Origin of the sequence: Streptomyces sp. NPDC006339 (assembly GCF_040612775.1) — a bacterium.
GTDB lineage: Bacteria > Actinomycetota > Actinomycetes > Streptomycetales > Streptomycetaceae > Streptomyces.
Window position 1 is genome coordinate 49,727 of sequence record NZ_JBEXQW010000001.1, and the last position, 19,984, is coordinate 69,710.

20 protein-coding genes and 1 tRNA gene are annotated in these 19,984 nt (G+C 72.7%); 14 read left to right on the top strand and 7 right to left on the bottom strand.

Annotated elements, in window-relative coordinates; all coding sequences use genetic code 11:
* Window positions 1–186 precede the first annotated feature (186 nt).
* Window positions 187–831, top strand: a complete 645-nt coding sequence (locus ABZ135_RS00260; protein ID WP_356690162.1) for a TIGR03086 family metal-binding protein — start codon at window positions 187–189, stop codon at window positions 829–831.
* On the opposite strand, the gene ABZ135_RS00265 is transcribed toward ABZ135_RS00260, so the two are convergent.
* The 3 genes from ABZ135_RS00265 to ABZ135_RS00275 form a co-directional block, all read right to left on the bottom strand.
* The gene (locus tag ABZ135_RS00265) at window positions 795–1,160 is read right to left on the bottom strand and encodes a PRC-barrel domain-containing protein (protein WP_356690164.1); all 366 of its coding nucleotides are present in this window, start codon (window positions 1,158–1,160) and stop codon (window positions 795–797) included. The two genes, ABZ135_RS00260 and ABZ135_RS00265, sit on opposite strands and share 37 nt — an antisense overlap.
* Before the next feature lie 220 nt (window positions 1,161–1,380).
* Window positions 1,381–2,193, bottom strand: coding sequence for an RNA polymerase sigma factor SigF (locus ABZ135_RS00270; protein ID WP_356690613.1), 813 nt, complete (start codon window positions 2,191–2,193; stop codon window positions 1,381–1,383).
* A gap of 197 nt (window positions 2,194–2,390) precedes the next feature.
* Entirely contained in the window at window positions 2,391–2,825 is a 435-nt protein-coding gene (locus ABZ135_RS00275; protein WP_356690166.1) for an ATP-binding protein, read from the bottom strand.
* A gap of 266 nt (window positions 2,826–3,091) precedes the next feature.
* On the opposite strand from ABZ135_RS00275, the gene ABZ135_RS00280 reads away from it, so the two are divergent.
* Together ABZ135_RS00280 and ABZ135_RS00285 are read left to right on the top strand one after the other, a co-directional pair.
* A complete protein-coding gene (locus ABZ135_RS00280) occupies window positions 3,092–3,265 on the top strand; it encodes a CsbD family protein (RefSeq protein ID WP_356690168.1) in 174 nt (57 codons plus the stop codon).
* 420 nt (window positions 3,266–3,685) lie between these two features.
* Window positions 3,686–4,036 carry a YkvA family protein gene (locus tag ABZ135_RS00285; protein ID WP_356690170.1) on the top strand — a complete coding sequence of 117 codons (351 nt, stop codon included), beginning with the start codon at window positions 3,686–3,688 and terminating at the stop codon, window positions 4,034–4,036.
* 3 nt (window positions 4,037–4,039) lie between these two features.
* Here the strand turns inward: ABZ135_RS00285 and ABZ135_RS00290 are convergent, their stop codons facing one another.
* Window positions 4,040–6,031: an amino acid transporter gene (locus ABZ135_RS00290; protein WP_356690172.1), complete on the bottom strand. Its 1,992-nt coding sequence runs from the start codon at window positions 6,029–6,031 to the stop codon at window positions 4,040–4,042.
* 908 nt (window positions 6,032–6,939) lie between these two features.
* Between ABZ135_RS00290 and ABZ135_RS00295 the strand changes: the two genes are divergently transcribed.
* The 4 genes from ABZ135_RS00295 (at window position 6,940) to pucL (ending at window position 10,698) form a co-directional block, all read left to right on the top strand.
* The gene (locus ABZ135_RS00295) at window positions 6,940–7,218 is read left to right on the top strand and encodes a hypothetical protein (RefSeq protein WP_356690174.1); all 279 of its coding nucleotides are present in this window, start codon (window positions 6,940–6,942) and stop codon (window positions 7,216–7,218) included.
* Between the two features lie 82 nt (window positions 7,219–7,300).
* Window positions 7,301–7,882 (top strand): carbonic anhydrase, encoded by a 582-nt coding sequence (locus ABZ135_RS00300; protein ID WP_356690176.1) that lies wholly within the window; start codon window positions 7,301–7,303, stop codon window positions 7,880–7,882.
* Between the two features lie 10 nt (window positions 7,883–7,892).
* On the top strand, window positions 7,893–9,392 hold the full coding sequence (locus ABZ135_RS00305; protein WP_356690178.1) for a SulP family inorganic anion transporter: 1,500 nt from the start codon (window positions 7,893–7,895) through the stop codon (window positions 9,390–9,392).
* 385 nt (window positions 9,393–9,777) lie between these two features.
* Window positions 9,778–10,698, top strand: coding sequence for a factor-independent urate hydroxylase (pucL, locus tag ABZ135_RS00310; RefSeq protein ID WP_356690180.1), 921 nt, complete (start codon window positions 9,778–9,780; stop codon window positions 10,696–10,698).
* 157 nt (window positions 10,699–10,855) lie between these two features.
* On the opposite strand, the gene ABZ135_RS00315 is transcribed toward pucL, so the two are convergent.
* Window positions 10,856–10,943 (bottom strand) — tRNA-Leu (locus ABZ135_RS00315).
* A 308-nt stretch (window positions 10,944–11,251) separates the two neighbouring features.
* Here ABZ135_RS00315 and ABZ135_RS00320 point away from each other — a divergent pair.
* Window positions 11,252–12,346: a glycerophosphodiester phosphodiesterase family protein gene (locus ABZ135_RS00320; RefSeq protein ID WP_356690182.1), complete on the top strand. Its 1,095-nt coding sequence runs from the start codon at window positions 11,252–11,254 to the stop codon at window positions 12,344–12,346.
* Between the two features lie 63 nt (window positions 12,347–12,409).
* The gene (locus tag ABZ135_RS00325) at window positions 12,410–12,802 is read left to right on the top strand and encodes a hypothetical protein (RefSeq protein WP_356690184.1); all 393 of its coding nucleotides are present in this window, start codon (window positions 12,410–12,412) and stop codon (window positions 12,800–12,802) included.
* 51 nt (window positions 12,803–12,853) lie between these two features.
* Here the strand turns inward: ABZ135_RS00325 and ABZ135_RS00330 are convergent, their stop codons facing one another.
* Window positions 12,854–13,678, bottom strand: coding sequence for an arylamine N-acetyltransferase (locus ABZ135_RS00330; RefSeq protein WP_356690186.1), 825 nt, complete (start codon window positions 13,676–13,678; stop codon window positions 12,854–12,856).
* Window positions 13,679–14,048: 370 nt separating this feature from the next.
* On the opposite strand from ABZ135_RS00330, the gene ABZ135_RS00335 reads away from it, so the two are divergent.
* The 3 genes from ABZ135_RS00335 to ABZ135_RS00345 all read left to right on the top strand — a co-directional run bounded on the left by ABZ135_RS00335 (window position 14,049) and on the right by ABZ135_RS00345 (window position 16,398).
* On the top strand, window positions 14,049–14,780 hold the full coding sequence (locus ABZ135_RS00335) for a hypothetical protein (RefSeq protein WP_356690188.1): 732 nt from the start codon (window positions 14,049–14,051) through the stop codon (window positions 14,778–14,780).
* Window positions 14,781–14,899: 119 nt separating this feature from the next.
* Window positions 14,900–15,589, top strand: a complete 690-nt coding sequence (locus ABZ135_RS00340) for an NUDIX domain-containing protein (RefSeq protein WP_356690190.1) — start codon at window positions 14,900–14,902, stop codon at window positions 15,587–15,589.
* Window positions 15,590–16,017: 428 nt separating this feature from the next.
* Window positions 16,018–16,398: a BlaI/MecI/CopY family transcriptional regulator gene (locus ABZ135_RS00345; protein WP_356690192.1), complete on the top strand. Its 381-nt coding sequence runs from the start codon at window positions 16,018–16,020 to the stop codon at window positions 16,396–16,398.
* Between the two features lie 50 nt (window positions 16,399–16,448).
* On the opposite strand, the gene ABZ135_RS00350 is transcribed toward ABZ135_RS00345, so the two are convergent.
* Window positions 16,449–17,087, bottom strand: a complete 639-nt coding sequence (locus ABZ135_RS00350; RefSeq protein WP_356690194.1) for a TetR family transcriptional regulator — start codon at window positions 17,085–17,087, stop codon at window positions 16,449–16,451.
* Between the two features lie 180 nt (window positions 17,088–17,267).
* Here ABZ135_RS00350 and ABZ135_RS00355 point away from each other — a divergent pair, with 180 nt between their 5' ends.
* Together ABZ135_RS00355 and ABZ135_RS00360 are read left to right on the top strand one after the other, a co-directional pair.
* Window positions 17,268–18,731, top strand: a complete 1,464-nt coding sequence (locus ABZ135_RS00355; RefSeq protein ID WP_356690196.1) for a cytosine permease — start codon at window positions 17,268–17,270, stop codon at window positions 18,729–18,731.
* A gap of 51 nt (window positions 18,732–18,782) precedes the next feature.
* Complete coding sequence (locus ABZ135_RS00360; protein ID WP_356690198.1) at window positions 18,783–19,958, top strand: C45 family peptidase; 1,176 nt, start codon at window positions 18,783–18,785, stop codon at window positions 19,956–19,958.
* Window positions 19,959–19,984: the final 26 nt, after the last annotated feature.

Here is a 19,984-nt window from a genome sequence, read left to right on the forward strand (position 1 = left end):
GCCCGGTCGGGGCCGAAGCTGGTTCGGGACCGGGCCTGGGCCGGGGCCGGGAGCCTGGTCAACCGGCCGCCGGGCCGGCAGCGGGGCCGCCGGGCCGTCCGGCCCGGTGAATCGGGCCCGTACGGACCGATGAGTACGGGCTCCGGCGCCGGTCTACCCTGCGACCCGACACCCAAGGAGCGGTGGATGCCCCCCTCGACGACTCTCGACCTCACGCCCCAGGCCAGGATCGTGGCCCGTCTCGCGGCCGGTGTCGCGGATGCGCGGCTCGGTGACCCGACGCCGTGCCCCGCGTACACGGTCGGCGACCTGCTGGCCCACCTCGCGGGTCTCGCCGTCGCCTTCCGGGACGCCGCCCGCAAGGATCTGGGGCCCACGACGGACACGGCCCCCGACTCGGCCAAGCCCGTCCTCTCCGCCGCGTGGCGGGAGGAGCTGCCCCACGTCCTCGACGAACTGGCCGAGGCGTGGCGGCGGCCGGCCGCCTGGAGCGGTATGACCCGGGCCGGTGGCGTGGACCTGCCCGGCGATGTCGCCGGCGCGGTGGTGATCGACGAACTGGTGGTGCACGGCTGGGACCTCGCCCGGGCGGCCGGCCTGCCCTACGACCCCGATCAGGCCGCGCTGCGGGCCGCGTACGACTTCCTGCTGGCGTCCGCCGACGACCCGGGCCGCGGGGACATCTTCGGGCCCGTCGTCCCCGTACCGGACGACGCGCCCCTCCTGGACCGGGCCGTCGGCCTCAGCGGCCGCGACCCGGCCTGGACACCGCCGGGGGCGTCGGCCCCACGGGCTCAGACGATGGGGCCGAAGGGGCCGCCCAGGCCGTAGTGGTTGCCCAACTGGTGACGGTAGTCGGGGTCGTGGAGGTGCGTGTCGCGGACGAACTCGGGAGCGTTCTTGATCTGCTCCTTGGTCCGGTCGACGAAGACCTTCCGCTCGTCCGGGTCGATCCGCACCACGGCACCGGCCGGGATGAGGACCTCCTTGCCGAAGATCCACACGCCGGTGTCCACGACCAGATAGGCGTCACCGGCCTCGTCGGAGTGCTTGTCCACCTTGCCGATGCTGCCGTCGACGGCCTCGACCTTGTATCCGGTCAGTTCGGTACCGGCCAGGTGGCCCGCGGTCGGCTTGTAGCTCCACACGTGCTCGGTCACGCGAAACAACTCCTCTGGTGGCCGCGCGGGGAGAGCCGGCGGATCGTCGCCGCTCGCTCTTCCCCTGTGCCGTTCACGGCGGGGTCTCTCCCCGCCTGCGTTCCGTGTGCCCCGACGCCCGCGGCCCATACCACCCCATACCACGCAGAACGGCCTCACCGAAGGGGGCGGTGAGGCCGTTCTGTGCGGGGGCGCGCCTGACGGCGCCGAGGGGTGGTGTCTACGTCTGGTCCAGCATGCCCTTGCGCAGGCGTGCCAGATTGCGGGAGAGCAGTCGGGAGACGTGCATCTGGGAGATGCCGAGCTCGTTGCCGATCTCCGCCTGGGTCAACTCCTGGACGAAGCGCAGGTGCAGGATGCGGCGGCTGCGCTCGTCGAGTTCGCCGAGCAGCGGGGCGAGGGTGTGGAAGTCCTCGAAGAGTTCGAGCGCGGGATCCTCCACGCCGATGAACTCGGCCAGGGCCGCCGCGTCGTCCTCCCCGTCGGGGCCGATGGCGGCGTCGAGCGAGGCGGAGTTGTAGCCGTTGGCGGCGATCCGCGCCTCGATCACCTCGTCCTCGGAGAGGTTCATGAGGCTCGCCAGCTCCGCCACCGTCGGGGCGCGCCCGAGTCGGGAGCTCAGCTCGTCGGTCGCCTTGGCCAGCTCCACCCGGGCTTCCTGGAGCCGGCGCGGTACGTGGACCGCCCAGGAGGTGTCGCGGAAGAAGCGCTTGATCTCGCCGACGATGTAGGGGACGGCGAAGCTGGTGAACTCCACCTCGCGGGAGAGGTCGAACCGGTCGATGGCCTTGATCAGGCCGATGGTGCCGACCTGGACGATGTCCTCCATCTCGTCGCTTCGCGACCCGCGGAAGCGGCCGGCGGCGTAGCGGACGAGAGACATGTTCATCTCGATCAGCGTGTTGCGCACGTACTGGTACTCATGGGTCCCCTCCTCCACCACCGCCAGCTTGTCGAAGAACACCTTCGACAGCTCGCGCGCGTCCTTGGGAGCGACCTTGCGGGGAGATTCAAGTACGGGAAGGTCCTCCATCCCCGTCTCGACATCCGCCCTCGTGTCCGTCGTCACCTCGGTCGGCACTGTGATGCCCTTCCCTCGTCCGTCGGTGGTCATTACCCCCGTGAGGCGGGTCGCCTACCCCCACTTCGGCGGCGTATGCCGAGAAAACTCATCTGCACGGAAAAAACTTTTCGAGCCGGCCTCCATGCCCCTCCCCCTCCCCCGGCCCCTCATGCGAGGGGCAGCCGGGCCCGGACCCGCTTCCCGCCCTGGTACGGCTCCACGCTCACGCTCTCGCAGACCGCGAGCACGATCTCGAGACCGTGCTGCCCGATGCGCTCGGGATCGTGGGGCCGGGGCACGGGGGCGGCCTCGCGCCCGTCGGCCACCGAGATGTCCACCGTGTCCTCGAACCGTTCGAGGATCACCTGGCAGGGGCCCGGGGCGTGCCGCACCGCGTTGGTCACCAGTTCGCTCACCACCAGGCGCGCCAGGTCGACGCTGTCCCGTGGCACCGGGTCGCCTCCGGCGGCCGGCGCGGCCGCGAGGAAGTCGGCCACGAAGTCCCGGGCCGCCGCGATCGTCCAGTCCCCCGAGTCGGCGTCCCCGTAGGACACGCTCGCGGACAGCGACGGCCGACGCGCCGTGTCCGTTCGGGTGATCACCTCAACCACCGCCCCTCCTTCCTCCCGGGACCGTCTCTCCTGGCTGCCGCCGTACCACCGCAGCGTACGCACGACCTCCCGGGGTGGCCTGCCCCGTAGCGCGTGAGCCATCCCTTCGAACGCGCGATTTTTTCCGGCCATGGGGAATTCCGTTCCCCGTTCCCCGCCCGGGTCGGTGGTCGGGGTGACGGCCGGGGTTTACGGCCGGGGTTTGCGGTCAGGCGCCTTTGCGTCAGATGTGTCGAACGGACAAGGAGTGATCGGCTGTGTCCGGTGAGCAGAAGACGAAGGCCAAGGGCGAGCAGGTCAAGGGCAAGATCAAGGAGACGGCCGGGCGGATGACCGGTGACGAGCACCTTGAGGCGGAGGGGCGCGCGGAGCAGACGAAGGGCGACGCGCGCGCCGCCAAGGAGAAGACGAAGGACGTCTTCAAGCACTGACGCGCCGACCTCGTCCATAAGAGAGTCGACGAAAGAAGTCGACAAGAGAAGAGGGCGGCTCCGCCACGGCGGAGCCGCCCTTTTTCGCCGTGGCGGCCCGGTGTCCCGTCCGCGCGGTGCGGCGGAGGTCACGGCGGAAGCCCTTCCTGCGGCTCCCGGCCGCTCCGGCCCGCGGCACTGGGGTCCTCGGACGGGACGGCGGACTCATGTGCCCCTTGCCGGGGAACGACGGGATCTGACCGCCCGTCATCGAGCCATTGGCCCCTTTCGTTTCGGTTTGCCGCTTCTCGTACGGGCAAACCCGGAGCAGCCGGGCGGCGGGCGGGTGCTCCGAGGGGCGGCCCGGCGTCGTAGCCTTGCCCGCACCACGGCCGTACGCCCCGACGGGCGGCCGGGACCCTTCCGGGAATGGAGAGCCCCATGGACAGCACCGCCTGGCTCGTCGTGGCCGCGATTCTCGTCCTCGCGGTGGCGGCGTGCGCGGCCGTCCTGCTCGTACGCGTCCTCCGGGCGCGCAGGCTGCTGCGGGACGCCGGTGTCCCGTTGCGGTCCAAGGCGCTGTTCTGGACGGCGGTGATCTACACGGTCTCGCCGGTCGACCTCATCCCGGATCCGGTCTACCTGGACGACATCGGCGTGCTCCTGATCGCCCTGCGGGCACTGCGGGCGGCGGCGGCCGCCGGCGGGGTCGCCCCCACGGGATCCACGGGATCGTCCGGGAGCGCGCCGTCTCCGCTTCCCGGTCCGGCGCGGGTGCCACCGTCGCGGTGAGGGTCAGCCGCCGACGTGGATGCCGGGTCGGCGGTCGGGGTCGGGTTCGTGCTTGCGGACGATCTCCCGGGTGACGGGGGCGGTGTCGCCGCGGCCGAGGAGGAAGTAGCGGAACATGTGCAGCAGGGGGCTGCCTTCGGCCCAGGCGAAGTAGCAGTGCGGCTTGACGCCCGTGGTGTCGCGCAGCGCCAGCAGGATCGCCGCGATCGCGTTCGGCGCGGCCGGCGCCTCCGCTCGCAGGACCCGGTACCCGTCGACCTCGACGCCGCGCACCATGAGGGCGTCGCTGAAGTCCGAGGGGTCGACGACGTCGATCTCCAGGAAGATCACGTCGGCCGGGCCGGGGACCGGGTTGGTGCCGCGCTGTTCGGCCTCCTTCGCGCGGTACTCGGCGGCGTCGCCGGCCTGGCGGCGGTTGGCGATGATGTTGATGGCGGCGTCGTGGGCCAGGGTCTCGGTGAGGAAGCGCCGCGCGTCCGGGTCGAAGACGATGCGGTCGGCGCGCAGTTCGGTGGTGCGCGACACGCGGGAGATCAGCGACACGAGGATGATGCCGGCGATGAAGCAGCCGGAGATGGTGATGCCGTCGGGCTTGTCGACGATGTTGTGGACGAGGGCGTAGAGCAGGACCAGGGTGAGCAGGCCGAACCCCGCCGCGACGAGACGGCGGCCGGAGCGTGCGACGGACAGGGTGACGGCGAAGGCGCCGGAGACCATCATGGCCAGGATCCCGGTGGCGTACGCGCCCGCTTGGGCGTCGACGTCGGCGTCGAAGGCGAAGGTGATGAGGATGCACAGGGCGGTGTAGACGAGCACCACGGGCCGTACCGCGCGGCCCCATTCGGGGGCCATGCCGTAGCCGGGGAGGTAGCGCGGGACGATGTTGACCAGTCCGGCCATGGCGGACGCGCCGGCGAACCACAGGATCAGGATGGTGCTGATGTCGTAGACGGTGCCGAACGCCTCGCCGACGTGTTCGTGCGCCAGCCAGGCCAGCGCGCGTCCGTTGGCCGCCCCGCCGGGCTCGAACTGCTCCTCGGGGATGAGGACGGTGGTGACGAAGCTCGCCGCCAGCAGGTAGACGCTCATGATCAGGGCGGCGGTGGCCAGCAGTTTGCGGGTGTTGCGGATCCGCGAGCGGAGCCGTGCCTCGTCGTCGGCGCCCTCGGCGGACACGAGCGGCATCATGCTCACCCCGGTCTCGAAGCCCGACAGGCCGAGGACGAGCAGCGGAAACGCCAGGAGCGCCGGACCGATCAGGTCGCCGAAGCCGGCGCCGCCTTCGACCAGGGCGTCCGTCCAGGCCGTGAAGGCGCCCGGGGTGGTGATCACATGGACGAGGCCGACGGCGATGACGACGGCGTTCAGCGCCAGGAAGACGGCGACCAGGGGAATGGCCACGCTGACGGCTTCGCTGAAGCCGAGCAGGAACACGCCGCCGAGGACCAGCAGCAGCACCACCGTGAGCGCGACCTCGTGGCCGTGCAGGGCCGCGGGGAAGAAGGGGTTCTCGACCACGTGGACGGAGGCGTCGGCGGTGGACAGGGTGATCGTGATGATCCAGGAGGTGGCGACGAAGCCGAGCAGCACCAGGACGAAGAGCTTGCCCCACCAGAACGGCAGCAGGTCCTCCAGCATGGCGACCGACCCGGCCCCGTTCGGACTCTCGCGCGCCACCCGGCGGTACATGGGCAGCATGCCGAGCAGGGTGAGCGCCACGATCAGGAGCGTCGCCAGCGGGGAGACCGCCCCGGCGGCGAGCGCGGCGATGGCCGGTACGTAGGCGAGGCTGGAGAAGTAGTCGACCCCGGTCAGGCACATGACCTTCCACCAGGCGTGCGGCCTGGCATGGGCTTCGCCGGCCGCCGGACCCACCGGCTGCACCTGATGGCGCAGCATCCACCGGGCCAGGGCGCCGGTCGGCTGCGCGCGCAGGGTCGGACTGTCCACCACTTCGGGGACGGCCTGTTCGCCAGGGTCTTCCATCTCCCCCATCAACCTTTCCTCGCTCGGGCACACGCGTGCGGTCACCACAGCGGCTCCGCAGCGACCACCGAGTATGCGACGCCCCGGCCGGGCCTCCCGACCGTCCGCCCCTGGTCACCGGCAGCGGGCCGACGCCTCGACGCGCGGCGGAGAGCGTCGGCGGCGGGCCGTTTCCGCACGGTGTACGGCGCCGTTCCCGGCCCGGCCGACGCGCGGGGAATGTCGGCTTCCGGACGCGCGGCGGCGGACCGCGGCGGCGCGCGCGAGACCCGTCACGCCACGCGGAGGGAACGGCCGGAAAGACCGCCGAGACCACCTCTGAGCTGCGGTTTCATCCGGTCGTACGCGAGGAGCGGCGGCGCACGGCGACGGCGGAACCGGCCCTCGGCGACCCCGGAGGGTCACGGGTGGCCGCCCGTCCGATCACGGGTACGGCGGCACCACGGGCCCGCCCGCGACCGGGCGCCCGTTCCGGCCGACCCCGCCCCGCGCATCACGGCGGCAGCGTGCGGCCGAGCGGCACGCCCCCGCGTGGAGCGTCGCGATTTCTAGCGCGTTCTTAACGCCGTGGAAAGGATCCGGCCTCCACGGACACGGGACGCCACGACGGCGGCGGCCCGACGCACGTCGTCGTCGACCGGTCGGTCCGTGTCAACGAACCGAAGGTGCTCAGACCCACTTCCACTCGTAACGTTCGGTTAACCCTGCAAACTGCTTTGCCGAGTTATGGTCCTCCTTGACCGGCCGTTGGCACACCGTTGGGAATTCCCAGACCTGGCGGGCTACTTGGAGGGAGGGGTATGCACCGGGGTGCGACGTCATGGACGCGGTTATCGGTCCTGGGCCTCATCCTGATCACCCTCCAGTTCCTCGCCCCTACGGCCGTCTTCGCAACTGCGCACACGACACACCACGCCGTGACCGCGGCACCGTGGGGTACGAAGCCCTCCGGGACGACCTGGCACGACGAGATCGCCGGCTGCCAGGACACCGCGGTGCCGGAGGATCCGACCGGTCCCCTGCGCACCCGCGACCGGCAACGCACCGCCGACCACCCCGGGATGTCCGAACGCCCGTCGCCCGACCACCGCGTCTCGACCGCGCCCGGACCGGCCACCCCCGGTTCCGCGGCCCCCCATGCGGCGAGATCGTCGAACGCGCACTCCCTCACCGCACTCCAGGTGTTCCGCTGCTGATCGGCAGAGCAGCCCCCCACATCACACACCTGCCCTGCACACCCGACGCGTCCCACGACGCGCCAGGAGGAGTCACGACGCCATGCAACCCCTCATCGACAACGCCCGCACGTTCGGACAGCGCCCTGAGGAGTTCGCCCGACTGGCCGCCGGCCAGTCCCCCGAGGTCCTGTTCATCACCTGCGCCGACTCCCGGGTCGTCCCGGCCCTGATCACCGGCGCCCGGCCCGGCCAGCTCTTCGAGCTGCGCACGGCGGGCAACATCGTCCCGCCGTACGGCTCCGGCACCCCCACCGGCGAGGCGGCCACCATCGAGTACGCCGTGGAGGTCCTCGGCGTCCGCCACATCGTGGTCTGCGGCCACTCGCACTGCGGCGCCGTGGGCGCGGTGGTGCGCGGTGACGACCTGGACACCGTTCCCGCCGTCCGCGACTGGCTCGCGCACGCCGCGGAGAAGCCCGCGTGCACGGACCCGGCCGACCCCACCGTCGCCGAGGCCGTCCAGCACCACGTCCTGACGCAGTTGCTGAGGCTGCGGTCCTACCCCTGCGTGGACCGGCGACTCGCCTCCGGGGAGCTGAGCCTGCACGGCTGGTACTACGAGGTCCACACCGGCGCCGTACGCGAACACCGCGCGGACACCGACACGTTCGAAGCGCTGTGAGGGGGCCGTCATGACCAGGTTCCCTCACCTGCGGCAGGACTTCGCCGCCTCGCTCGTCGTGTTCCTCGTCGCCCTCCCGCTGTGCGTGGGCGTCGCCGTCGCCTCCGGAGTCCCGGCCGAGCTCGGACTCGTCACCGGCATCGTGGGCGGCATCGTCACCGGTCTCATGCGCGGCAGCAGCCTCCAGGTGTCCGGCCCCGCGGCCGGTCTGACCGTGCTGGTCTTCGAGGCCGTCAGCGAGTTCGGACTGCCGGCGCTCGGCGTGATCGTGCTGGCCGCCGGGCTGTTGCAGCTCCTCATGGGCGCCCTGAAGCTGGGACGCTGGTTCCGGGCGATATCCGTCTCGGTCGTCGAGGGCATGCTGGCCGGCATCGGCCTGGTGATCATCGCCGGCCAGCTCTACGCGGCGGCCGGCCTGAAGGCCCCCGCGTCCGGCGTCGACAAGATCCTCGGTCTGCCCGGGGCCGCCGGCGACGTGCTCGGCAGCACCGCGGCGCTGGCCTCGCTCGCGGTCGGCGCGGGCACCATCGCCGTGGTCGTCGGGTGGAAGAAGCTGCCGCGGAAGGCCCAGACCGTGCCGGGCGCGCTCGCCGCGGTGGTCCTGGCGACGGCGGCCACCCTGGCCTTCGACCTGCCGGTGGCGGCCGTCGAGGTGAACGGCCTGATCGACTCCATCCAGCCGCCCGGCGCCGACGCCTTCGCCGGACTCGCCGAACCGGCCCTCATCGGCACCATTCTCGCCTTCACCCTGATCGCCTCCGCCGAGAGCCTGTTCAGCGCCGCGGCGGTGGACCGGCTGCACGACGGGCCGCGCACCCAGTACGACAAGGAGCTCATGGCGCAGGGCGTGGGCAACGCGGTCTGCGGCGCCCTCGGCGCGCTGCCGATGACCGCCGTCATCGTGCGCAGCTCCGCCAACGTGGCCGCCGGTGCGAAGACGAAGGCGTCCCGGGTCCTGCACGGCGTGTGGCTGCTGCTGTTCGCCGCGCTGCTCCCCTCGGCCCTGGCGCTGATCCCGCTCCCCGCGCTCGCCGGCATCCTGGTCCACGCGGGCTGGAAGCTGATCCCCTGGCGCCCGGTCGTCACGCTGTGGCGGGGGCACCGGGGTGAGGCGCTGATCCTGGTGGCCACGGCGGTGGCGATCGTCACGGTCAACATGTTCGAGGGCGTGCTGATCGGTCTGGCCCTGTCCGTGGTCAAGACGGCCTGGGACGCGTCGCACGTCAAGCTGGAGGTCATCGACAAGGGGGCGGGCCCGATCCAGGCGTATCTGTCGGGCAACGCGACCTTCCTGCGGCTGCCGAAGATTCTCGACAGCCTGGAGGCGCTGCCGCAGAACCGGCCGGTGGAGCTCGACCTGTCCGGTCTGCACCACCTCGACCACGCCTGCCGCACGGCCCTGGAGACCTGGGCGGAACGGCACAGCACGGCCGGCACGGAGCCCGTGAGGGTCACCGAGCCGGTGCGGGCGGCCGAACCGGTGAAGGCCGTGTCCGCCGGACCCGTCTGATCCCGGTCGGCCGGCGCGGGCTCCGAGCCCATCCGAGCACCTCGGGTCCGCCCGTCTCGGCCGAGCCGGCCCGCCTCGGCCCGTCGCGCCCACCGGCCGGAGACCTGATCCAGGTCTCCGGCCGGTGGGCCGAGGCGCGGCCGGGCCGAGGCGGGCTCACCACCGGCTCACCGTGGCCCCTTGCGGTGACCCCTTGCCGAACGCGGGGTCGACGTGCTCAAATCCGTGGCGTCACCTACGGACCGGGATGCGTGTCAGTCCCGGGGCGGCCCCGGGGCGCGAGGCCGGACGGCGGGGAGCGCGGCGCGCGATGCGCGTGCGCGCTGGACGCCGGGCGTACGGGAAACACGTTTCCACGTATTCGCGTACCCGCAGGAGCTGCACCATGAGCAAGCACGTTCTGGCCCAGAACCAGTACGGCAAGGCCGAGAACCGCATCGTCAAGATCACCCGTCAGGGCAACGAGGGCGCCTGGCACGAGATCCGCGACCTCAACGTCTCCGTCGCCCTGCGCGGCGAGTTCCGCGAGGTCCACCTGACCGGTGACAACGGCAACTGCCTGCCGACGGACACCACGAAGAACACCGTCTACGCCTTCGCCAAGGAGCACGGCGTCGAGTCGCCCGAGGCGTTCGGCATCCTTCTCGCCCGGCACTTCGTGAACTCCCAGCCGGTGATCCACGAGGCGCAGATCCGCGTCGAGGAGTTCGCCTGGGACCGCATACCGGTCCCCACCCGCCCGGAGCAGCACTCCTTCGTCCGCAAGGGCCAGGAGGTGCGGACCGCCCAGATCACGTACAGCGGCAGCACGGGTCAGCTCCAGGTCATCTCCGGCCTGAAGGACCTGACGGTCATGAACTCGACCAACTCCGAGTTCCACGGCTTCATCAAGGACCGGTACACCACGCTCCAGGAGGCGTACGACCGCATCCTGGCCACCAAGGTGACCGCGCGCTGGGCGCATTCGGTGGCCGCCGCCGGCGCGGACGACTTCGACTGGGACCGTTCCTACAAGCAGGTCCGGCGGCACATGCTGGAGGCATTCGCGGAGACGTACAGCTACTCCCTCCAGCAGACCCTGAACGCCATGGCCGAGCGGGTCCTCGACCACTGCCCGACGGTCAACGAGGTGCGCCTCAACCTGCCGAACAAGCACCACTTCCTCGTCGACCTCGAGCCCTTCGGCCTGAAGAACGACAACGAGGTCTACTACGCGGCCGACCGGATGTACGGCCTGATCGAGGGCACCATCCACCGCGACGGCGTGCAGCCGGTCATCGCCACCAGCGACTGGATCACCGCCTGACCGTCTGACCGTCGGACCTTCCGACCTGCCGTAGACCGCCTGTTCACCGCCGCCGGGGTCCGGCCCGGGGGGGTGGAACGACGAAGAACCGGTCGAGCCGTGCGGCTCGACCGGTTGCGGTGAAGGGATCGGGACGAACGCGGAAACGTCGTCACCATGGTGTCCGAGGGGGGACTTGAACCCCCACGCCCGATAAAGGGCACTAGCACCTCAAGCTAGCGCGTCTGCCATTCCGCCACCCGGACAGGGTGTGTGCCGTACGCGGTGTTTCCCCGCGGCGACAGGGATCAATCTACCAGGTGTTCGAGCCGCTCCGCACCACGTTTCCCGTGGTCAGGGCGGTGCTGGCGGCACGGGCGGCCTCACGGGGGACGGCCGGCCGGGCCCCGGCCGGGCCTCGGCTGCCGCCCCCGCTTCCGCCGCCGATTCCGCCGCCGTTCACATGCCCGCCGTACGGCCGCCTTCCGGCGGCGGGGTCCCCGCTCTACGGTCACTGCGGTCACGTCGTCACGTCGTCACGTCGTCATGTTCGCCCAGCGAGCGGGAGGTCCCGATGTTTCCGCGCCGTACGATCGCCGTCCCGGCCATGGCCCTGGCGACGGCTCTGCTCACGGTCCTGGTGACGGCCCCGGCGACGTCGCCGGCCGTCGCCGCGGCGCCCGCCGGACCGCCGCCGCTCCCCCGGAAGACCCACTTCGACGTCCAGGCCCACCGCGGCGGCCTGGGACTCACCACCGAGAGCACCCTGGAGGCTTTCGCCAAGGCCCTGCGGCTCGGCGTCACGACGCTCGAACTGGACACCCAGATCGCCAAGGACCTCAAGGTCGTCGTGACCCACGACCGCAAGGTCAGCGCCCACAAGTGCCGCGACACCGGCCCCGTGACACCGGGCGACCCGATGTACCCGTACGTCGGCGACTACGTGAAGGACCTGACGCTGCGGCAGTTGCGGAGCATGGACTGCGGCTACCAGCAGTTGCCCGGCTTCCCCGAGCAGGAGCGGATCGCCGGGGCCCGCATGATCGAGCTCAAGGACGTCCTGGGTCTCGTCAAGGAGTTCCGCGCGCACCGCGTCACCCTGAACATCGAGACCAAGGTCGAGGCCGGCGCCCCGGAACAGACCGCCCCCCGTGCCCTGTTCGTCCGGCGGGTCCACGAGGAGATCGACGCCTCGGGGCTCGGGCGTCAGGTGACGGTCCAGTCCTTCGACTGGGGCGCGCTGAAGGAGATGCACCGGATCGCGCCGCAGTATCCCCTCGTGGCGCTGACGAACCACGACTTCCTCCAGGTCGGGAAGCCCGGCGCGTCGCCGTGGCTCGGTGGCATCGACGCCGACGACTACGGGGGCGACTTCGTGGCGGCGGCCGCCACGATCCCCGGTCTGACCGCGCTCTCCCCCGTCTACGGGTTCCCCCAGAACGGCACGGTCGCCGACCCCGACTTCCGCTTCTACCCCTCGCCGCGCATGGTGGCCGACGCACACGCCCGCGGTCTCAAGGTCGTGCCGTGGACCTGTGACGATCCGGCCACCATGGGCGCACTGATCGACATGGGCGTCGACGGGATCATCACGGACCATCCGGACCGCCTGCGCCGGGTGATGGCGGAGCGCGGGATGCGACTGCCGAAGCCGTACGACCGCCGCTGACGGTCCGGGCCCGGTGGACGCCAGGCGGACCCGGCCCCGCGACGCGTCGGGGATACTGCTGCGATGCCGCAGACCCCGTCACCGCTGTTCGTGCGCTACCAGGGAACCGTACGCAGTCCGCGCGGCCACTTCCCCGGTGTCTTCGCGCTGACCAACGGCCTGGCCCGGGAGGGCCGGCCGAGCGAGGAGCAGTACCGCTTCTGGCGGGCCGCCAACGACTGGTACGACGCCGCCTACCCCGACCCGTCCCGCACCGACCCGGCCGTCTACGACCCTCGTGTGAACCCCGGTGCCGTCGCCTGGTTCAAGGCCACGGCCACCCACCTCCTCGACCGGGTGCCCGGTTATCTGGAGCTGCTGGCCGCGCACGGCGTGCCGTGCGTGCGGGTCGAGTCGGCGGATCCGGGGCGGATCGTCTACGAGGACGACGTGCAGGTCGTGGTCGTCCCGCGCTAGACGTCGGCCGGGGGGGCCCGGGGGCCGGGCGGCCCGGGGCGGCCGGGGCCCTCACTCCGGCAGGCGGGTGCCGTCCGGGAGCCGGATGCCGAACTCGTCCCGCAGGACCCGCAGCACCTCGTCGGCGTCCGCCAGATCCCGCTCCTTCAGGGTGCCGTCGGGAGCCGTCTCGGTGAGGCGACGGCCGCTGAGCGACAGGTGGGCGTCGGCGGTGGTGCGCTGGGCGTAGACCCCTCGGGCGAACGGCGAGCGGGGGTTGGTGGCGATGTGCCAGTTGATCACTTCGTAGTCGGCCGCCTCGAACGGCTCGACGGTGAAGGAGTACTGGTCCTCCCACACGTCCTCGGCCGGCAGGTGGGTCTGGAGCACCCACAGCTCCAGCGGCCCGTCGTGCGGGGCGTGGACGAGCCGGTGGCGGCGCGGGGCGTCGTGCAGCTCCGGACCGGCGGTCAGCGGGAGGGGCTCCAGCAGGGCGCCGATGCTGCCGAAGCCGACGTCGGTCACGTACGGCACGGGCTCGCCCGGCACGTCGGTCAGCATCAGCATGTGCGTCCGGGGGCGGATCTCGCCGGGCCGGGCGCCGACCAGCACGCGCGCGGTGAGCAGCGTGACCCGGAAGCCGAGGGCGGTGAGGGCCGCGGCCAGCAGGGTGTTGTGCTCGTAGCAGTACCCTCCGCGCTCGCCGCGGACGAGCTTGGCCTCCAGGTCGGACAGCGCGAGCGAGGGCGCGCCGCCGAGGACGGGGTCGAGGTTCTCGAAGGGGATGCCGTGGATGTGCGCGCGGTGCACCTCCCGCAGCACGTCGAGGGTGGGGCGGGGGTCCGCCGGGAGACGCAGGCCGATGCGGTCGAGGTAGGCGTGGAGGTCGATGCTCATGCGCCCACCGTACGCAGCCGGTCCCGGCCGCCGCTTCGGCCTGACGTCCCATCGGGGACCGGGCCGGTCCTAGGACTTCGGGCCGAGCCGTGGGGCGCCGTCGGCCCCGGCGCCATGGCACCGTCGCCGGCGGGTAGGGGCGACGTCGGGGGCGGGTGCGGGTGCGGCCGTCCTGCCGGTGCCGCCGGTGCCGCCGGTGCCGCCGGTGCCGCCGGTGCCGCGAGACGGTCCCCCGCTACGGTGACGGCCCGCCCGGCGTGGGTGGCGTCGCCACCTGCCGGACAACGGGTTTTCCCGTGTGGCCGGGCGCGGGCGGGCGGCGCGGCCACGTAGGCTCACGGCGGCGCGGCCATGCGAGAAGGAGGTTCCCATGAACGCCACCGAGGAAGGCCGGCAGCGGCTGGACGCGGCCGACGTCCTCAACGCGAAGAAGACCCTCGTCCAGTTGCTCGCCCGGGCCGGGGTCTACTCCGGTGACGCCGAGGAGCTGATCGGGCTCGTCGAGGCCGGGGCCCTCGCCCTGGCCCATGAGGAGCTCGGCGACCTGGCCCGCAGCGCGCCCGTGGAGAAGGGTGAGCCCTGCGCGTCCCACTGGCTCGACGGTGCCCAGGCGGTGGTCGACGCCCTGGGCGGGCTCGCGGAGCGGACCCTGCGCGAGGTGGTCGGCTCCGACGGGCCGGGCGCCGACGCGGAGCCGCGGCCGCCGGTCGGCCGGATGGAGCTGGAACGGGCGAAGGTGGTGGTCCTGCCGCTCTATCTCTCCTTCACCACGGCCTCCGATCTCGACCCGGAGGTCTCGGAGCAGGTCCTGACGGCCGTGCTCGGCACGATGAGCGCGCGCCGGCGGGCCGGGTACGCGGGCCGGCTCACCGCGTTCGCGTCGACACATCGCGCGCGGGTGGAGCGGATGTACGCGGAGTTCGGTCCGGGCAGCCCCATCGCCATCCACGGCCGTTACTCCCTGCTCCACTCCCCCACCAGCATCGCCGTCCTGGAACGGCTCACCACGACGCCGGAGAGCCTGCGCAAGGAGTGGGACGCCGCCGAACTGCCGCCCGCGTGGCTGGAAGGACTGACGACGGCATGGGACACGGTGGCCTGAACAGGCCCGGTTCCGGGGGCGGGAGCGGGGGCGCTTCCGGGGACGGCCCCCAGGACGGCCCCGCAGGCGGAGACGGAGGCGGAGGCGGGGGCGCCCGTGGCGCTGAACCCGTCGCGTTCGTGGACGCCGAACGCATCGACTTCGCCGAGGGCCCGCCGCCCTCCCTGTCGCCGGAGGAGCGGCGCGAGATCGACCGGCTGTGGGTGCGCACCACGGCCGAGCAACCGGCCGCCTTCGACGGTCCTCTCGTCGCGAGCCTGGGCCTCGACCGGACCGCGCCGGGGCACCGCACGGTGCGGTGGGCCCGTATGACGTACCGGTACCGCGCGTTGCGCGTGCTCCGCCCGGCCGAGGAGGTGCCGGGCTCCGTCTTCGTGACCGTGCTGCTGCCCACCGACGAGGGCCTGGTGGTGGGCCGGGGCTCCGCCGCCACCGCCGCTCCCGGCCGTTGGACCCTGCCCGGCGGCGCGGCCGAACCTCCCCCGCCCGGAGAGCCCTTGGACCTCGCGGTGCTCCGGCGGCACGCCGTCCGCGAGCTGGACGAGGAGCTCGGTGTCCGGCTTCCGGAGCGCGTGCCGCGCCTGTGGGCGCTGACCCGGCAGGCCCGCTTCGGGAGCCTCGGCTTCCACTTCCTGGCTCCGCCCCTGCCCGCCGCCCTGGTGCGGCGCCGGCACGCCGCACTCGGCGAGGCCGAGCTCGACGCGATCGCCTTCGTGTCGTCGTCCGCGGACGCCGAGCGTCTGGGCGGGCCGGCGGCGGATTACCTGCCCCGGCTGCTCGACCGGTACGCACGGACCACCCTGGTATGAGAAGGGGACGACGAGGCGCCGGCGCGCCGCGCCCGGTACGCGCCGGCTGAACGCCCTTCCGGAGGGCGGTGGGACGGCAGGACCGGGCGGGCGCCGCGGACACGACGGGGAGCGGGGGAGGTCTCCCCGTCGTCGTACCGACCCTCCAGGGCGTCGCCCGGTCCTGGCCGTTCGGACGCGCGGGCCGCGTGCCGTGGGGCGGCGCGTCGTGGGATCCATCCTCACCGGGCGGCCCGGGGCGCGGCCAGAGGAGCCGGGCTGCGTGAACGCGCGATGGCGCGTTCACGCCACCCCGGCCCACCCGACCGCGAAGGGCTCCCGGCCGCCGCGCGCCACGCGTCTACTATGCGTGCCGGGGACGTTCGTACGGGGATGTGCGTACGGCCGGACGTCGGCCGGGAGACGTCGGCGGAGAGGAACACGGGGGCATGCGTCGGCTGGGGGACCTGGAGGCGGAGATCATGGACCGCTTCTGGAGGTGGAACCGCCCCGCCACCGTGCGCGAGGTCGTCGACGACCTCAACCGGCACCGGGACCTCGCGTACACCACCGTGACCACGGTCACGACGATCCTGTTCCACAAGGGCTATCTCACCCGTGACCGGGACGGCCGGATCTGGGTGTACCGGGCCGCGGCCACGCGGGAGGCGTACGCGGCGGCGCTCATGGAGGACGGCCTGCGCGCCGGCGAGGACGCGTCCGCCGTGCTGCTCCGCTTCGTGGAGGGCCTCGACGCGCACGAACGCGCCGCGCTGCGCGGTGCTCTGCGCGCGGTCGGCCGCCGCCCGGGCTCGCGTCCCGGCCCGTAACCCGACTCCCCGCCCACACGGGCGACGGCTCGCGGCCCGGCCCCTGAAGGTCAGCGCTCGACGCTCAAGGCTCCGTGCGGCAGGCCCAGTTCGCGTTCCGCGACGCGCAGGACGAGGGTGTCGAGGACGGGGTGGCAGGGGGCCGCCCCGTCGTCGGTGTTGGAGTACGAGTCGAGGCCGTCGACGGTCACGAGGAGGACCACGCACGCCTCCGCCGGGTCGTCGGTGACGAAGTCGCCCGCGCGGACACCCTCCTCGATCAGGGCGGTCAGCATCTCCCGCATCACCGCCTCCTGTTCGACGACCACCCGTCGGAGGTTCGGCCGGTAGCGGGCGAGGTGGCGGGCGTTCAGCCACAGGCGCCCGAGGTTGGCGAAGCCGGGGTCGCCGATGCGGTCGAGGAAGCGGGCCATCCGGCGCACGGGCGGCAGCTCCCGGTCGGCGTCCGGCAGCAGGGCGTCGCGCTCGCGCGTGACGGCGCGGGCGAACGCCTCGCAGAGCAGGGCGTCGATCGCCGGGAAGTAGTGGCTGATCAGACCGGGCCGTACGCCGAGCTCGGCGGCCACCAGTTGCATGGTGACCCGTTCCAGGCCCTGCTCCAGGGCGAGCCGGGCGGCGGTGTCCAGGATCTCCGCGCGCCGCTCGGCGGGGTCCTTGCGGATCCGGGTGCTCCGGGGGGTTGACGTCACACGGCACACCCTATTGGATGACGCACCAACAAGCTATTGGTTACGTCACCAATAACGCGAGGAGCCGGCCACGTGGTCGTCCGCCGGCCGCGAGGCCGACGACCGCGACCGCCCGGCTCCCCGTGACTCCCGAGCCCCCCTCCCCTCCTCCGTCGCCCCTCCTCGGACAAGGACACCTCCATGGCCTCATCCCCCGCACGCCACGACGTGGCCGGCCGGACCCACGGCGCGACGACCCCCGGCGTCGACCGGGCCGGACAGGTCGAGACCCGGGGCATCGACTGCGTGCCCGACGCCGAGCGGCACGGATCGCCCCGCGAGCTCTTCGCGCTCTGGGCCGCCCCGAACGTCAGCTATCTCAGCTTCGTGGTCGGCGCCACCCTCGTCCTCATCGGACTGCCCCTCGGCGAGGCACTGGCCGTGATCGTCGCGGGCAACCTGTGCTGGCTGCTCACCGGCTTCATCGCGATCAGCGGGCCCGCCTCCGGCACCACCGGCTCGGTGGTGTCACGGGCAATCTACGGCGTCCTCGGCAACAAGGCGGTCGTCGCGCTCACCGGCTGGCTGATCTCCGCCCTCTACCTCGCACTCAACTGGTCGGCCGCCTCCGTCGCCGGCATCGGGCTCGCCGGCCGGATCGGACTGCCCGACTCCGCGGCCCTGGACACCGTCGTGATCTGTCTGATCGCCGGCGGCACCGTCCTCGTCGCGATCTACGGCCACGCGACCATCGTGCGCCTCTACGCGGCCCTGACGGTCCTGCTCGTCCTCGTCTTCCTCGTCGTCTCGGTCCTCGTCGTCCTGCGCGCCGACTGGTCGTACGCCCCGGCCGAACCCCTCACCGGGCTCGGGCACGCCGTCGCCCTCGCGACCGGCTTCACGCTCGTGGCCTCCGCCCCGCTCTCGTACGCCAACAGCCCCGACCTCGCCCGCTACCTGCCGCGCGACACCGGCCGCACGGCCGTCACCCTGTGGACCGCGGCCGGGGCCTTCCTGCCGAGCGTCCTGTTCACGGGCGTCGGCGCGCTCGCGGCCACGACGCTCGACATGAGCGACCCGCAGGGCGCCCTGGAGAGCGTCATGCCGGGCTGGTTCGTGCCCGTCTTCGTCATCGGCGTGGTCCTGAACACGATGGCCAACAACGGCATGACCGCGTACAGCGCCGGCCTGTCCCTGCAGTCGATCGGCGTCCGACTCCCCCGCGTCGCCGCCGTCCTCGTCGTCGGCGCGATCGGCACGGCGATGACGCTGTTCGCGATCCTCGTCTTCGACTTCCTCACCGCCGTCAACGCCATGATGGAACTGGTGGTGATCGTCACCGGTCCCTCCATGGCCGTGTACGCGACCGATGTCGTGCTGCGCCGGGGCCGCTACGACGGCGCGGCCCTGCACGACCAGAGTCGTACCGGCCCCTACTGGTACCGCGGCGGCGTCAACTGGGCCGGTGTCCTCGCCACCGTCGTCGGCGCGGCCGCGGCCGCCCTGTGCGCGAGCTCCACCTTCTGGGCCGGACCCGTCTCCGCGGGCCTGTCCGGCCTCAACCTCGCCGTCCCGGTCGGCGTGTTCGGCTCCTCGCTCCTCTACTGGACGCTCTCCCGGATCCTGGGCACCCTGCCGTCCACGGCGGCGGCCGCCCGCGACTGACCACGACCACCCGCACCGCCCCTCCCCGTACGCACCACAGGAGCCAGACCCGTGACCGACGCCTCCCCGGCCCCGGCCCCCTTCCCCCGCCCCGAGCACCGACCGCACGTGGCCGTCGCCGATCCCGACCCCCGCCGACGCGGCCAGGACCGAGGGCGGCGGCTCACGCCGCTGCTGCACGGCGCGATCGAGACCTACGACCGGCTGTTCGCCCTCGGCGGCATCCGGCCGGACACCGTCCGGGACGACGCCTCACGGGCCCTGGACGCGGTCGGCGCCTTCCGCCCGGCGCTGCGCGCGCAGATGGAGGGCATCGCGGACGGGGCGGGGGTCGAGCCCTGGCGGATCGCGGCGCTCAACGCCCGTACGGAGATCCTGGCCCGCTCCGCCGCCGTACCGCCGGGCGAGTGCTCCACGATCGTGCGCCGGGTCCCTCGGGTGCGTGGGCTCCGGGGGGCCGACGGCGCCGGTCTCACCCACGTCGGCGTCCAGACCTGGGACTGGCACATCGAACTCGCCCGCTTCTGGCACACCCTGGAGTCCGCCGGAGGCGCCCATCGGTACGTCGGGCTCACCGAGCACGGCATCCTCGCCAAGATCGGTGTCAACAGCGCCGGGCTCGCGCTGCACTTCAACATCCTGGGGCACCAGGAGGACCGCGTCGGCGGTGTCCCCGTGCACGTGCTCGCCGCGCTCGTCCTGGAGGAGGCCGAAAGCGTCGCCCACGCCCGGGAGATCGTCCGCTCCGCCCCGATCACCTCCTCCGGTTCCTTCCTGCTCTTCGACCCGGAGAGCGCCGCTCTGCTCGACCTCAGCCCGGTGGGCGTCTTCGAGGCCCCTCCGGTGAACGCCGGCACGCACCTGCGGACCAACCACTTCCTCACCGGGGAACCGGCCGCACGGGAGAAGACCTGGCTCTACCAGCCCGACTCCGGGCAGCGGTTCGACTTCCTCCGCGACCGCCTGACCCGCGCACCGCTCGACGAGACCGGAACGGCGGCGGGGGCAGGTGCCGGGGCGTGGTTCGAGCCGGGTGACGACTTGCGGCGGCAGCTCGTCACCGGCCCCGCGGAACCGCCCGTGACCTGTGTTCCCGACATGGCGGCGCCGACCGGCCGCCGCTGGGGGAGCCTGGCCACGGTCGTCCTCGACCCGGCCGCCCGCACGGCCCGCGTCCTCGACGGCACCCCCGCCGAGCACCGCACCCGCCCCCGGCTGACGGCCTGAGGGGCCTGGCCGCCGCGGTCGGCGGG

Bases quoted from the DNA above. Each gene is read 5' to 3' on its own strand.
- ABZ135_RS00330 (WP_356690186.1), bottom strand. From the start codon at position 13,678: ATGAGCATCGACCTCCACGCCTACCTCGACCGCATCGGCCTGCGTCTC.
- pucL (WP_356690180.1), top strand. From the start codon at position 9,778: ATGAGCAAGCACGTTCTGGCCCAGAACCAGTACGGCAAGGCCGAGAAC.
- ABZ135_RS00260 (WP_356690162.1), top strand. From the start codon at position 187: ATGCCCCCCTCGACGACTCTCGACCTCACGCCCCAGGCCAGGATCGTG.
- ABZ135_RS00335 (WP_356690188.1), top strand. From the start codon at position 14,049: ATGAACGCCACCGAGGAAGGCCGGCAGCGGCTGGACGCGGCCGACGTC.
- ABZ135_RS00325 (WP_356690184.1), top strand. From the start codon at position 12,410: ATGCCGCAGACCCCGTCACCGCTGTTCGTGCGCTACCAGGGAACCGTA.
- ABZ135_RS00320 (WP_356690182.1), top strand. From the start codon at position 11,252: ATGTTTCCGCGCCGTACGATCGCCGTCCCGGCCATGGCCCTGGCGACG.
- ABZ135_RS00270 (WP_356690613.1), bottom strand. From the start codon at position 2,193: ATGGAGGACCTTCCCGTACTTGAATCTCCCCGCAAGGTCGCTCCCAAG.
- ABZ135_RS00300 (WP_356690176.1), top strand. From the start codon at position 7,301: ATGCAACCCCTCATCGACAACGCCCGCACGTTCGGACAGCGCCCTGAG.
- ABZ135_RS00305 (WP_356690178.1), top strand. From the start codon at position 7,893: ATGACCAGGTTCCCTCACCTGCGGCAGGACTTCGCCGCCTCGCTCGTC.
- ABZ135_RS00290 (WP_356690172.1), bottom strand. From the start codon at position 6,031: ATGGGGGAGATGGAAGACCCTGGCGAACAGGCCGTCCCCGAAGTGGTG.
- ABZ135_RS00285 (WP_356690170.1), top strand. From the start codon at position 3,686: ATGGACAGCACCGCCTGGCTCGTCGTGGCCGCGATTCTCGTCCTCGCG.
- ABZ135_RS00345 (WP_356690192.1), top strand. From the start codon at position 16,018: ATGCGTCGGCTGGGGGACCTGGAGGCGGAGATCATGGACCGCTTCTGG.
- ABZ135_RS00355 (WP_356690196.1), top strand. From the start codon at position 17,268: ATGGCCTCATCCCCCGCACGCCACGACGTGGCCGGCCGGACCCACGGC.